This window comes from Ruminococcus sp. HUN007, from assembly GCF_000712055.1.
In the GTDB taxonomy this organism is placed as follows: Bacteria; Bacillota; Clostridia; order Oscillospirales; family Ruminococcaceae; genus HUN007.
The window spans coordinates 629,943-643,974 of the sequence record NZ_JOOA01000002.1 but is presented as its reverse complement, the minus strand read 5'-3'; the positions used below and the strand labels follow the sequence as shown (position 1 = coordinate 643,974).

Below are 14,032 nucleotides of genomic sequence, written 5' to 3'. Positions count from 1 at the left end.
CGTAACGACCGGACCGGTCTGTACTTTTTATTTCAGGTTGAGTATGTATCTGAAAACAAAGCCTTCCTTTCTGCTTTTGGTGCTGCAGATACTTTCAGCAAGAGTTTTTGCTGTTTTTACTGAACGAGCGAGTTCTTCGTCAGTTATTTCATCTTTACTGAATCCTGATTTCAGCGCAAGATCGATCATATCCTTAAGTGCACCTTTTTCAACAAGCCCTTCAGCCTGTTCTTCAGCATAATCAGCAAATTCAAGAGGCATCATGCTGCCTTTTCCTATGCCGTAATGAGCGAGAAGCTCCAGTGTGTATGAATATACGGCGGCCATGCTTCTGTTGTTTGATGCATTACGGAAACTTCTGTTCCTTTTGTTTATCACACTGATATGTTTCAGAATAATTACCGAAGCGATGATAACGAACAGTACTGCAGCTGCGGTAATAAATCCGGTAACTGCTGAAACAGCAGTTTCGAAAAATCCTTTTTCTTTTTCATTTTCGTTATCATTCTGTGTTTCGGCTTCTTCAGTTTCCCGGCTTTCAGGAACACCAACAATCTCAGTGACGATCTCAGTAACAGGAGCTGCTTCCGTTACTGCTTCCGTCTGAACTGGTTCGGTAACAGTTTCAGTTACAGTTACAGCCGCTTCTTCAGTGGATGCAGCTTCTTCGTTCATCTTTTCTTCCGCAGAAATGATACCGTGGTCATAACCCGGAGTGAATTCAAAAGGAAGCCATCCGTATCCGTCAATGTAAAATTCAGCCCATGCATGGGCACGTGAATCATGAATATCTACTTTATAGTAGTTTTCGACCATGTCGGCCTTTTCTATATCTGAAGGAATAACTATATATCCTTCGGTATATCTGGCCGGTACACCGTTCATACGTGCGAGAACGACAGCTGCTGTGGCAAAGTGTGAACAGTACCCCTTGTGGTTTTCTTTCAGCAGGTACCATGTGAGTTCCTTGTCTGACGGCGTTATACCCGGTTCCAGAGTATATTCAGCAGAGTCCGTCAGTATTTTTCTTATGGCGCTGCTTATGCCGGCGATATTTGTTCCGTCATAGTCCGGAATATAGCCGTACTCCTGCGCGAGCTCATTCATGGTATCGCTGTCCGGAAGTAGCGTGTATTTTGCGTATACATAATCTCTGTATGCCTTTTCAAAATCAGTTGCGGCAGGAAGCTCGTCCCTGTGGCTTATCAGATGATCAGTATTTACAAACATGTTATTTGTAAAGTAGGCATCAAACGAGTAGGAAGAAACATTTTCAAGTTTTAAAAATCCGTCTTTTTCCGGGATAAGCTGAGTATCCGGTGAAATACTGTAAGGCGTGAATGCATATTTGTTTATCTTGAACCATGAGGTGATTATGACGTTTCTTCTTGCCGGTTCACCCTGATATACTGTGCTCAGGTAGGCGTCATTTCTGTAATTGAAGTACTGCGGATACTGCTCTGTTTTTTTTCATCGTATCAAACAGGCTTTTATATTCCGCAGCATTTTTATCGGAAAGGGAATACCATGTGTTGTTTCTGTATTCCGATCCTGTGAATCCTTTCAGATATATTATGCCGGATACTTTATCAGAAATAAGCATGGTAAGATCCGTCTTGTTCTGGAAAGAAACTTTAGAAAAATTTCCCAGCTGAGATTTTTCCATAGCAGGATTTCTGTCAGAATCAGTCTGTATGTTGTTTGCGATTTTTTCTATTGAGAAATCAGATATTGCAGTTTTTATATCGGTTCTCGCTTTAACGACTTTATCAGGACGTTCCACCCTGAAAGCTGAGATCACCGCTGAAGATATAATAAAAACGGCGAAAACTGAGATCAGGGTTATTATTCCTATGTCCTCGATAACATTGTTTCTGAGGTTTCCGGAAGAAACGAATATATTGTTTCTTCTTACGAAAACAGGTTTTCCCGATTCGGTATGATACTGGTTTCCTGCAACTCTCATAGTGAATTCAGCAACCCAGTATGAGATCAGCAGGGAAAATGCAGTGTGGTCAGGACTGAAACCGAACATAAGGCCTGTTTCGATGAACGGGAAGGTAACGAGAAAGGCGATTATAAAACGCGGCTTTACTATTGTGTTGTAACACAGGACAGGAACGATCGCCGAAAGCATGAACATCATGAACAGTGTAAGACAGTAGTACGGATCGGCGTCAGAAGGAATGTGATACACTGTAAGAGCCGGAGCTACGAGTCCAATCTTATGTGAAATTATGTTTATGAGTATTCCGTACCCGAGGGCGAATTCATTGATATTTTTGTAGACGATGAAGCCCCAGACCAGGTACAGCAGCAGATTCAGGTTTCTTGCCTTTGAAGGAAACATGCAGAACACCGAGGAAATAACGAAGAAAACTGCCTCGGAGAGATAGATCATTTTTCTGCTGCAGTCCAGGCTGAAAAGCGAGAGAAAGGACAGAGTAAAACCTGCAATACCCGCCATGGTTATAAGTATGAGAAGAAGGCGGGAGTTTATACGGTATCTGCTGTTGAAGGCAAGCGAGATCGAATCGGTGATGTTTATCCCGCTTCCTGAAATTGTATGGTTTTCTGTATTTCTTTTCATTTTGTTCCTTTTCAGATAATTACCTTGTTAAGACTGTCTGAAATACTGTCGCATTCGACTGAAGCTGCGCACGTGGTATCTGTACTTGTGAAGTAATCAGGCAGTTCAGATCCGTTGTTTACGTACAGGTAAGTTTTATGGTCAGCATTATTCAGAACTGAAAAATTATGATACAGCTCATCGGAAACTGCCGGGGAAATATAAAATACATGAGAAAAATGCGAATCACTGTTTTCAGCCTTGCTGTAAATGAATGCACTGAACATGTCGGTATATGTTCCTGAAGAATAAACAGCACTTAAAAATGATGAAAAGTCGATCTCACTGCTTATCTTTTCAGTATGAAGCATTTTCAGTTTCGGATCATACCATGCAATTTTATGCGTTATGCTGTTCCGGAACATGTAGTAGGAAAGAGCCATCGCGGTTTCAAGTGAAGCGTCATTCCTGTACAGACTTTCATCATCGTTTCCGTTTCTGCAGAATTCAAAAATGATCATGATCTGGCTGCTGACCGGAAGACTGTATTCCTTTACCATCAGTTCGTCGAGCTTTGTAGTGAGGTTCCAGTGTATGCGGTTAATCTTGTCTCCGTAGATGTATTCACGTATGCTGAATATTTCGGAACAGTCGTCGCCGGCTTTGAGTTTTGAAAACTCTTCATTTTCTGTCATGCTGTCAAGTGTTGTGCTTAAACCGGAACCAATGGTCTGAAGTGTCGGCAGTACAGCTATGTCGTGTGTGCAGTTATAGTTTATCTGCTTTGAAAAAAGTTTTATGTAGTCGTATATTTTTATACTTTTCAGTGCCACCCTGACCATTCCGCAGTGAGCGTATGAAACGCTGAACTTTATGCTCTGCTCATTGTCTGAAGCGACAGGCAGCATGGTAGTCAGTGACTGTTTTTCATTTGTAAGCGTGTTTATTATATCAAGTGAGACAACGGCACATGAAACAGGGAACACCGAATGGTTCTTCAGCTTTACAGCGATTTTTGCCGGGGTGTCCCTTTCAATGGCTGAACAGTCAATGTCAAGAACTGCCGTAATGTTTTTCGAGATCCGCAGCAGTACCAGAAGCTGCATAACAGGAAAAACAGCTGTCAGAATAAGTATCAGAAGTGACATGCTGTCTACAAAGAGAATATAGAAAAAAATCATGCAGACAAGCAGTATCAGATAGATGATTTTGCTTTTGATCATATTCAGACCTCTTATCTGCTGAAGTCAGGGTGCTTTACCTGTCCTGCGATCTCATCGAGGATCTGTACGGCGCTGACATTGTTTATACGTGCATTTGCGCCAAGTATAAGGCGGTGTGAGAATACGTCATGATACATGTACATAACATCATCCGGAATAACGTAGTCACGGCCCTTGAGCAGGGCAGTAGCCTTTGAAATCTGCATGAGTGCTATTGCTCCTCGTGTACTTATGCCGAGCTTTATCATCGGATGTTCACGGGTAGCTCCTGCAAGTTTTGCTATGTAGGAATAGATCTTGTCGTCAACGTGAACATTTTCCACTACTTTCTGAAGTGAGATGAGTGTCTCAGTGTCAGCGACCGGACTTATGGAGTCAAGCGGTGTGTAGTTTGACTTGATTTTCAGGATCTCGATCTCACTGTCGAGATCAGGATAGCCCATTGAAATTTTTATCATGAAACGGTCAAGCTGTGATTCCGGCAGTTCCTGAGTGCCGACTGACCCGATAGGATTCTGTGTGGCCATTACGATAAACGGTTTCGGAAGCTCATGTGTGCTGCCGTCGACCGTTACCTTTCCTTCCTCCATGATTTCAAGAAGAGCCGACTGTGTTTTGCTTGATGTACGGTTTATTTCGTCAGCGAGAAGCAGGTTGCACATTGAGGCGCCCGGTTTGAATTCAAAGCTTCCGCTGTGTTTGTTGTATACTGTGAAACCTGTGATGTCCGTAGGAAGAACATCAGGCGTAAACTGAACACGGTTGTAGTCCAGTGACAGTGCCTTTGAAAATGCAAGAGCCAGAGTAGTCTTTCCTACTCCCGGGATATCTTCAAGAAGTATATGTCCTTTTGACAGGACTGCAAGCAGGATCTTGATAATTATCTTGTCCTTGCCTATTACAGCTTTTTTTACTTCATCTATTATAAGTCTTACAGTTTTTATTGAATTAGCGTTTGTCATATTTTGTTACATCCTTTTTATCTGTAGTTCATTGCTGTACTATAAAGCTAACTTTTATTATAACATTTTTTTTCTGGAGTTTCAATATGATTTCATTGACAAAGCACAGAAAACACTGCTATAATATTAAAGAAACACTGATTAAACCGGAAATACGGCGAAGCCATATTTCCGGGTGGGGAGATTGCAGGGCTTCGCCCCGTGCCCCACGCTGATTTATGAATAAATCAGCGTTTTCTTAAAGATACAATGACATCTTACACGGACAGTGCACAGAACGGAAGGAACATAATGGAAAAATCAGATCATAAAAAAGGTGTAATCTATATCATAGCATCAGCGTTCTGCTTTGCTCTTATGAACCTTTTCATAAGACTTACAGGCGATGTACCCACACTTCAGAAATGCTTTTTCAGAAATCTGTTTGCACTTGCAATAGCTATGGCATCTCTTGCAAAGGCAGGAATACCTTTCAGACCCGGAAAAGGAAATGTAAAATACATGGTAATGCGTTCCCTGACCGGAGGCCTGGGGATGATGTGCAATTTCTATGCAGTGGATCACATGGATATTTCTGATGCTTCGATGCTTAACAAGCTGTCACCTTTTTTTGCAGTTGTTTTTTCGGCACTCCTGCTTAAGGAAAAGGCGAATAAATTTGAGTGGGGCGCTGTAATATGTGCTTTTATCGGAATGCTCTTTGTAGTTCGTCCGTCCTTTGACATTAAAGTTATACCGGCTCTTGCCGGAGTTGCCGGCGGACTCGGAGCAGGCATAGCATATACATTTGTCCGGGTACTCGGTACAAGAGGAGAGAAAAGCATGATCGTTGTTGCTTTCTTTTCCGGATTTACGACACTTCTGCTGCTTCCGTACCTGATCTTTAACTTCAAACCGATGACACCGGTGCAGTGGATGTTTCTTGTTCTTACCGGACTTGCTGCAGCAGGCGGACAGATCGGTATCACAAGTGCCTACTCCTGCGCACCTGCAAAGGAAATATCGGTATATGATTTTTCAATTGTTATATTTGCGGCAGTCTTTGGTTTTGTTTTTCTGGGACAGATCCCGGACGTACTCAGCTTTGCCGGTTACTTTATAATAATCGGAACAGCGCTTCTCAAGTGGTACTATACAGTTATAAGACCTGCAAAGGCCGAAAAGGCCTGACCGCAGACAGTATTTATGAATGAAAGGATGATACCATGCCATCAGATTCTCCGCATTCTTCACGAAAACGCAGATTCCGTCAGGATCGTTCAATGCTCATAGGAGCTGCTGCCGGAGTCATTCTGCTTATCATATTTATCATCGCCGGTTCTGTGTCGGGAGCAAAGAAGGAAAAAGCTTCGAAGCCGGATGGCTCTGACGGTGTAAGCAGCAAGGTAGTTTCATCAAAGCTGGAATTTGAAAAAAAAGTTGTTCCGCTTTCAGACATAAGCAAGGGAAGTCTTATTCTTGTAAATGACAGTCATCCGTATACGTCGGCTACTGCCGGCGGATCACTTGCTGATATCGACAGTGAAAAGAACGAGTACTATTCAATACGTGATATCGGAATGAAGATGAATGATCTTGCTCTGAAAAATTTCAACAGCATGATGAACGGTTTCTATCAGGAATGTTCCAACAGGGACATCATGGTGACAGAAGCATATGTATCTGCTGACCGCCAGAACGTTATTTACAATCAGGCACTTGAAAATTCAAGAGTTGAAAGCAAGGGCGGATATTCCGAACATCAGACCGGTCTTGCGGTTGATCTTGGCATTTATCCGGAAGAAGGAAAGTCATTCCGCTATGTTCCGTCAGGCGACTATGCCTGGATAAGAGACAACTGTACAAAGTACGGTTTCATAGAACGCTACAGAGATGAAAAAGCGGAAAACACAGGCATAAGGGATCACGGTGAACATTTCAGATATGTCGGAATACCACATGCATGGTACATGAAGGAAAATGATCTTTCACTTGAAGAATATCTTCAGGCTCTGAAAAAATATGCCTACGGAAGCAAAACACTGCAGGTTTCATGCTTCGACAGGAATTTTGAGGTCTACTACATCCGCGCCAGAGACGAATCGGGAAGCGGAAACGTTGAGCTGTATGTACCTGTGAACTGTGAGTATACAGTTTCGGGAAACAATGCAGACGGTTTCGTTATCACAATAGAAAAATAACTGTTAAAAATTCTTTGATAAAGTAAAATCAGCATATTCTGTCCGCGTAAATACGCAGGCCGGAATATGCTGATGTGTTTTTTATGAAAAAATATCGTTTACCTGTCTTCTTCATCATTGCCGTTGAGAGAAGCACGGTGTATCTTTTTGGCAATGTACTGCGGTCTGTGCTTTGTTTCCGTATAGGTCTTTGAAAGATACATTCCGCTGATACCGTTACAAAAAAGCTGTATTCCGCCGACAAAGCAGATAATACACGCTGTTGACGGCCATCCGTCAACTTTGTCGCCGAACAGAAGTGCTCTTATAAAGATAAAGCAGACACCGATGAAGCTGAGTACACAGAAAATAATACCGATTATCGACGATACTGCAAGAGGAGCAGTTGAGAAAGCCACAACGCCGTCAATAGCGTAAATTAGCAGTCCCCAGAACGACCATTTTGTCTGTCCGCCGGCACGTTCCCTGTTTTCAAAGGCAAGCCACTTTGTCTCGAATCCTACCCACGAAAAAATACCTTTCGAAAAGCGGTTGCATTCTGTAAGTGACATAATCGCATCGACCATCTGTCTGCTCATCATTCTGAAATCACGGGCTCCGTCAACTATCTCAGTTTTTGATATTCTGCCCATGAGTCCGTAGAAGCGCTTCGCAAACCAGGATCTTACCGGAGGTTCACCTGTTCTCGTGTATCTTCGTGAAGCAACGCAGTCGTATTTCGGCTCTGTCTTGAGTATGCGGTACATTTCTTCAATGAGCTCAGGCGGATCCTGCAGGTCGGCATCGATTATAACTGTATAGTCGGCATCGGAATTGTCGAGCCCTGCATACATAGCCGCTTCCTTGCCGAAGTTTCTTGAAAATGTAATATAGCTGACACGCGGATTTTTTTCTGCATATTCTTCGAGTACATCATTTGTCCTGTCCTTTGAACCGTCGTTGACAAAAAGGTACTCCATTTTTATGTCATATTTTTCTTTCATGCTTTCATAGACTTTTTCGATTTCTGTAATGAATAAAGGAATGGTTTCCTCTTCATTGTAGCATGGAACGATGACTGTGATTTTTTCCATTGGTTTTCTCCCTAAAAATACGTTTATAAAAATTATAACACAGCGCAAAGATCAATTCAATAGCAAAAAGGTTTATTTTTTATATACTATTGACATTATCAGAAAAAGAATGTACACTGAATATATGTATGTGTTGATAAAACACTGAACAAAGCCATATCCGGAGGTATAAAATGTCTTTATCGATAGCCGCTTTTTTTTTGAATATAGCCCTGTACACAGCTGCGTCTGCACTGGTTTTTGCAAATACTGGTAAAAGTGAAAGCAGAGTGCTTTCCTTTCTGAAAAACAGAAGCAGATTTGTTCTGGCAGGAGGGACAGTGCTTTCGCTGATACTTCTTGTTCTTGACATTACAGGTACCGCCGGAATGAGCGGATACAGATTTCTTGCTTTTGTTGATCTTGCCGCATTCGCTGCAGCTTGGTTTACCGGTTCAGGAAAAATACCGGCAAAGTATTCATCTCATGCAGGTACAGCAGTAAGGATAATACTTGTCAGCCTTGCTCTTGAGATCTTTGTATTCAATATCAATTCGGCACATCTTCTTTCGGGTAAATACAGTAAAGTAGTGTTCGACCTTCATGCTGCAGAACTTCAGAATTTTGATCCTGTGACAATGACCAACGAGGGAAGCGGACAGACTGTTATCGAATATAAAAACGTAAACATTCCTGTCGGAACGCTTACCTTCAATGCTTTTTCTGATAAAAAGAGCAGGGTTTCCTTCTCGGTAGACATGTCAGATGACACCCATTCAGGCTCATACCGCTGGGGCGCAGCAAAGGCTGAAGTTATTAACGGAAACAGAAGGAGCCGTACAGTACCGTGTAATTTTTCGGGAAATGTTCACGATATAAGATTTGTTTTCAGCACCGATGAAAATGAAAAGGTCACCGTCAGCAGCATAACTGCAAATGAGCCGGTGAGATTCCGTTTTTCAGTTATCCGTTTTGCACTTATGCTCCTTTCGGCTTTTATAGTTTATTCACTTACATCAGAAAAGGTGCTGTTCCGTCCTTATGCGGAGGTTCAGAAAATTACTGACATCAGCGCACTGGCCTTTACTGCGGTAATTATTCTGCTCGGACTCTTTATCGCCAACATGGGCAGGTACACCGATGAAAATCACAGCATGGCTAAGGATTTTGCCCTTGAAGGAGGCAATCAGATCACACAGGAACTGGTTGATTCCTTTGAGCACGGCCGTGTTGATATAATGACCGATATGAATCCGAAACTGCTTGAGCTCGGTAATCCGTACGACTGGAGCCAGAGAACCGATGAAGTCGGAAGCTATCCGTGGGATCATCTTCTGTTTAACGGAAAGTATTATTCCTATTATGGAATAGCGCCTGTTCTTCTTGTGTTCCTGCCGTATCATCTGCTTACGGGTTACTATTTCCCGTCAGTGTGGGCAGTGTTTTTCTTCGGAATGTTCGGTACGCTTTTCCTCACAAAATTCTATCTCTGCCTGGCAGATAAATTCTTCAGAAACATCAGCGCTTCGCTTGTTCTTTCCGGATTTTTTATAATGCAGCTTTCATCAGGAATACTCATCTGCAACATTTCACCTCTGTTTTATGAGATTGCCCAGTCTGCTGGTTTTCTGTGTACTGCAGCGGGAGCATATTTCCTTATAAGTTCAAATGTTCTCGGTGAAGGAAAGATAAATAAATTCCGCCTTGCGGTTTCAGGAATATGGCTGAGTCTCGGGGTTTTAAGCCGTCCGACTATCGCAGTTTACTGCCTTGCTGCAATGCTTCTCGTTTATGCAGGTGCAAAAAAGCAGAATGCACTTTACGATAAAAAATCAGGAAAGAGCAGAGTTGTGTTTCTTCTCCCGTACCTTGCGGCCGCACTGGTGCCGTACATTGTGATCGGTTCAGTTCAGGCCTGGTACAATGCAGCAAGATTCGGTAATCCTCTTGACTTTGGAATACAGTACTCGCTGACTATCAACGACTTTACAAGATCAGAGTATCACACTCATTTTGCCGTGATCGGATTTCTGGCATTCCTTTTCCAGATGCCGGTGTTTACTGAATATTTTCCGTTTTTCAAGGCGGAAAGCATACATCTTTTCGATGCTCAGGGATATTATTTCATTGCTACAGGTGCTGCCCTCGGTCTTATATGGAAGGCACTTCCTGTTGCTGCGTATTCTGCATCTTTCAAAGCATACAGGCTTACAGAAAACAGAAACAGAACGCTCTACAGTCTTATCATACTTTCGGTGTGCATCATCTGTCCTTTTGCCGTGATCTTTTCCATCTGGGAGAGCGGTTTTGCAGCAAGATACTGCGTTGACTTTATCTGGCAGATGATAACCGGAGCGCTTGTTATCTGCTTCATAGTATACAGTCACTGCGCATCAAACACAAAGGTGCATCTGAACAGGCTTATGACTGCTTCACTTGCGCTCAGCGTTGTAATGAATCTGACCCAGATCTGGTCATACGTCAAACCGGAAGAAGGCTTCAGTACTGAGTGGCAGGCCAATATGCTTTCATTTGCAAGGCTTTTTGAATTCTGGAGATAACAGACCGGAAAAATCTGATCCTTTCAGCTTTCCGTAAAAATAATATATTAAGGAGTAATATTAATGACTGAACCTGAAATACTTTACATGGTAGTTCCATGCTACAACGAAGAGGCTGTGCTTCTTGAAACATCCTCAAGACTTAAGGAAAAATACATTTCACTTATTGAAAGAAATATGATCTCAAAGGAAAGCCGTATCGTTTTTGTAAATGACGGTTCAAAGGACAGCACATGGGAGATCATCTACGAACTTCATGAGTCTGAACCTGAGTTTTTCTCCGGTGTGAATCTTGCACACAATGCAGGACACCAGAATGCAGTTCTTGCCGGACTTATGTCTGTAAAGGATATCTGTGACATGGCTATCACAATGGATGCCGACCTTCAGGACGACATCGATACCATTGACGCCATGGTGGAAAAATACTACGACGGCAATCAGGTAGTCTACGGCGTAAGAAATGCCAGGGACACTGATACTTTCTTCAAGCGTTTTACAGCTGAAAGCTTCTATAAATTCATGAAGGTGATGGGTGCGGATGTTGTCTACAACCATGCTGACTTCCGTCTCATGAGCAAACGCGTGCTTGCAGAACTTGCAAACTTTAAGGAAGTGAATCTCTTCCTCCGCGGAATGGTACCTCTTATCGGATTCAAAAGCTGTAATGTTTACTACGAAAGACATGAACGTTTTGCCGGCGAAAGCAAATATCCTCTCAAGAAAATGCTGGCTTTTGCAGTAAACGGTATCACATCATTCAGCACCAAGCCTCTTAAGCTTATAACAACACTCGGAAGTATAATGTCAATTCTCAGTATACTGGCATTTATCTGGGCGTTTGTTGTCAAAATAATCGGTCATTCTGAAAAAGGATGGTCAAGCACGCTCTGTTCCATCTGGCTCATAGGCGGACTTCAGCTGCTGTGCCTTGGTATAATCGGTGAATATGTCGGTAAGATCTATGCTGAAGTAAAGCAGAGACCGAGATATATTATAGACAAATTCATAAATAAGTAAAAGGAGAATGATTCAATGGATAACAGACCACGTTCGCGTGAAAAAAATGTTACTTCCGGCGGAAGCGGCGCTCACAGAAGGGGAGAAGGACTCGGAACAGGACCGGTAGGTTCTTCGGGCAGCTTTTCTTCTCACAGCAGCGGATCGTCGACATCAAGAAAAGTGATCACAAGAGGCGGAATAGGCCTTCCTGTCTTACTTATTGCAGGTTACTTCCTGCTTAAGTTTTTAGGCGGCTCAGGCGGCGGTATCGATGTTTCCGATCTTATGGGCGGAAACAACGGCATCATGGATTCGTTCGTGAGCTCAGGAAGCAGCTCAGGCAGCGTCGGTTACTCAGCTGACTACTCTGCAGTTGATACTTCCGTAGCAGCAGGATCACGCGAAAAGAGAACAAACATTCTCGGAAACGGCGCTGATCAGGTTACTCTTATGGTATATATGTGCGGTACCGACCTTGAGTCCAAGTACGGCATGGCAACAAACGACCTTCAGGAAATGGCTTCCGCAAAGTTCGGTGACAATGTAAACGTAATTGTCTACACGGGCGGATGCAGAGGCTGGAAAACAAACGGTATCAGCAGCTCATCAAACCAGATCTACAAGGTCGAGAGCGGCGGCATCAGATGCCTCGAAAAGAACATGGGCACAGGGGCCATGACTGATCCTGAAACACTTACTTCATTTATCAAATACTGTGCTCAGAATTATCCGGCTAACAGAAACGACCTTATTCTCTGGGATCACGGCGGCGGATCAGTTTCAGGCTACGGCTATGACGAGATCAACAGAAACAAGGGTTCAATGGATCTTTCAAAGCTTGACTCAGCTCTTAAGAACGGCGGAGTGACATTCGACTTCATCGGCTTTGACGCATGCCTTATGGCTACTGCTGAAACAGCATTTATGGCTGAAAAGTATGCAGACTATCTTATCGCATCTGAGGAAACAGAACCGGGTATCGGCTGGTACTACAAGAACTGGCTCACAAATCTCGGCGACAATCCTTCAATGTCAACACTCGACATCGGCAAGAACATCGTTGACGACTTTGTAAGCACATGTGCTTCACAGTGCCGCGGTCAGAAGACAACTCTTTCAGTTATCGACCTTGCCGAGTTCATCAACACTGTTCCTTCAAAGATGAGCGGTTTTGCCCAGTCAGTAAGTACAGAACTTAAGAACAAGAACTACAAGCAGATCTCAGACGCAAGATACAACACAAGAGAATTTGCCCAGAGTTCAAGAATAGATCAGGTAGACCTTGTTCACCTTGCAAACAACATAGGAACACCTGAAGCCAAGGAGCTTGCTTCAGTTCTGAAGAGTGCCGTAAAGTACAACCAGACATCAAAAGAAATGACTGAAGCCTACGGCGTATCGATCTACTTCCCTTACAAGGCAGCTTCAAAGGTCGATTCCGCATGCAGCACAATGAACAAGATCGGTATGGACAATGACTATGCAAGCTGTATCAGACAGTTCGCAAGCCTTGAAACAAGCGGTCAGATCGCAGCAGGCGGTTCAGCAGCTGGTTCACCTGTATCATCACTTCTCGACAGCTTCATGCCTTCAGGATCAGACATTGCTTCACAGCTCATGTCCGGCGGCTCCGGTTCACTTGTGAATTCACTTCTCGGAAGCCTTACAGGCGGTTCAGTAGCAGGACTCGATCTTTCAAACATCGACTTCATGAAGGAAATGCCGATGTCTGATGAAGATACAACAAACTATCTTGCAGCAAACATGATCGACACGAACAACCTCATCTGGAAAAATTCCGGTGACAAGTACACTATCTCAATGTCAGAAAGCCAGTGGGCACTTGTTCATGAACTTGACAAGAACATGTTCTACGATGACGGCAGCGGATACATCGATCTCGGAACTGACAACGTATTCGACTTTACAGATGCCGGCGACCTCGTTGCTGATACCGACAAGACATGGGTATCCATCAACGGCCAGCCTGTTGCGTACTATCACACTGATACAACAGATGACGGTAAGAATTTCACAGTTTCCGGTTACGTCCCTGCATTCCTCAACGGTGAAAGAGTAAACCTGATACTTGTTTTTGAGGACGGCAAAAACGGATTCATCGCAGGCGCTTCAACAGACTACATTGACGGTGAGACAGATGCAGTTGCCAAGAACCTTACCGAACTCAAAGCCGGCGATGAGCTTGATTTCGTCTGCGACTATTACACGTATGACGGAAAATATGTTGACTCTTTCTACTTTGGTGAAAAGATGACAGTAACTTCTGATATGAAGGTAAGCGATACAGTTGTAGGCGACGGCGCAGTCAAGGTGCTCTACAGATTCACTGACATCTACAACCAGGAATACTGGACAGAGGCTATTGATGTAAAATAAAAAACACTTGACATAACCTTGATTTAATGTTATCATATTATTTGATTGTGGGCGGCCATAGGTTCGCCCTTGTTTTTTTACAGGAA

10 protein-coding genes are annotated in these 14,032 nt (G+C 43.3%); 5 read left to right on the top strand and 5 right to left on the bottom strand.

What is annotated here, in order from left to right:
- Nucleotides 1-27: 27 nt before the first annotated feature.
- The 4 genes from CC97_RS07015 to CC97_RS07000 all read right to left on the bottom strand — a co-directional run bounded on the left by CC97_RS07015 (nucleotide 28) and on the right by CC97_RS07000 (nucleotide 4,754).
- On the bottom strand, nucleotides 28-1,230 hold the full coding sequence (locus CC97_RS07015) for a transglutaminase-like domain-containing protein (protein WP_044974387.1): 1,203 nt from the start codon (nucleotides 1,228-1,230) through the stop codon (nucleotides 28-30).
- Nucleotides 1,231-1,426: 196 nt separating this feature from the next.
- Nucleotides 1,427-2,590: a hypothetical protein gene (locus CC97_RS07010; RefSeq protein ID WP_044974386.1), complete on the bottom strand. Its 1,164-nt coding sequence runs from the start codon at nucleotides 2,588-2,590 to the stop codon at nucleotides 1,427-1,429.
- 11 nt (nucleotides 2,591-2,601) lie between these two features.
- On the bottom strand, nucleotides 2,602-3,792 hold the full coding sequence (locus tag CC97_RS07005) for a DUF58 domain-containing protein (protein WP_044974385.1): 1,191 nt from the start codon (nucleotides 3,790-3,792) through the stop codon (nucleotides 2,602-2,604).
- 11 nt (nucleotides 3,793-3,803) lie between these two features.
- Nucleotides 3,804-4,754: a MoxR family ATPase gene (locus tag CC97_RS07000; RefSeq protein WP_044974384.1), complete on the bottom strand. Its 951-nt coding sequence runs from the start codon at nucleotides 4,752-4,754 to the stop codon at nucleotides 3,804-3,806.
- Nucleotides 4,755-5,045: 291 nt separating this feature from the next.
- Here CC97_RS07000 and CC97_RS06995 point away from each other — a divergent pair, with 291 nt between their 5' ends.
- Together CC97_RS06995 and CC97_RS06990 are read left to right on the top strand one after the other, a co-directional pair.
- Nucleotides 5,046-5,924, top strand: coding sequence for a DMT family transporter (locus tag CC97_RS06995; RefSeq protein WP_044974383.1), 879 nt, complete (start codon nucleotides 5,046-5,048; stop codon nucleotides 5,922-5,924).
- A gap of 35 nt (nucleotides 5,925-5,959) precedes the next feature.
- A complete protein-coding gene (locus tag CC97_RS06990) occupies nucleotides 5,960-6,934 on the top strand; it encodes a M15 family metallopeptidase (RefSeq protein ID WP_044974382.1) in 975 nt (324 codons plus the stop codon).
- A 98-nt stretch (nucleotides 6,935-7,032) separates the two neighbouring features.
- Here CC97_RS06990 and CC97_RS06985 read toward each other — a convergent pair whose 3' ends face one another.
- Nucleotides 7,033-8,007, bottom strand: a complete 975-nt coding sequence (locus CC97_RS06985) for a glycosyltransferase family 2 protein (protein ID WP_044974381.1) — start codon at nucleotides 8,005-8,007, stop codon at nucleotides 7,033-7,035.
- Nucleotides 8,008-8,180: 173 nt separating this feature from the next.
- Between CC97_RS06985 and CC97_RS06980 the strand changes: the two genes are divergently transcribed.
- From CC97_RS06980 to CC97_RS06970, 3 genes are all read left to right on the top strand, one after another.
- Complete coding sequence (locus CC97_RS06980; protein WP_044974380.1) at nucleotides 8,181-10,547, top strand: hypothetical protein; 2,367 nt, start codon at nucleotides 8,181-8,183, stop codon at nucleotides 10,545-10,547.
- 63 nt (nucleotides 10,548-10,610) lie between these two features.
- Nucleotides 10,611-11,567, top strand: a complete 957-nt coding sequence (locus CC97_RS06975) for a glycosyltransferase family 2 protein (protein ID WP_044974379.1) — start codon at nucleotides 10,611-10,613, stop codon at nucleotides 11,565-11,567.
- A 15-nt stretch (nucleotides 11,568-11,582) separates the two neighbouring features.
- Nucleotides 11,583-13,946 (top strand): clostripain-related cysteine peptidase, encoded by a 2,364-nt coding sequence (locus tag CC97_RS06970; RefSeq protein WP_044974378.1) that lies wholly within the window; start codon nucleotides 11,583-11,585, stop codon nucleotides 13,944-13,946.
- The last annotated feature ends 86 nt before the right edge of the window (nucleotides 13,947-14,032 follow it).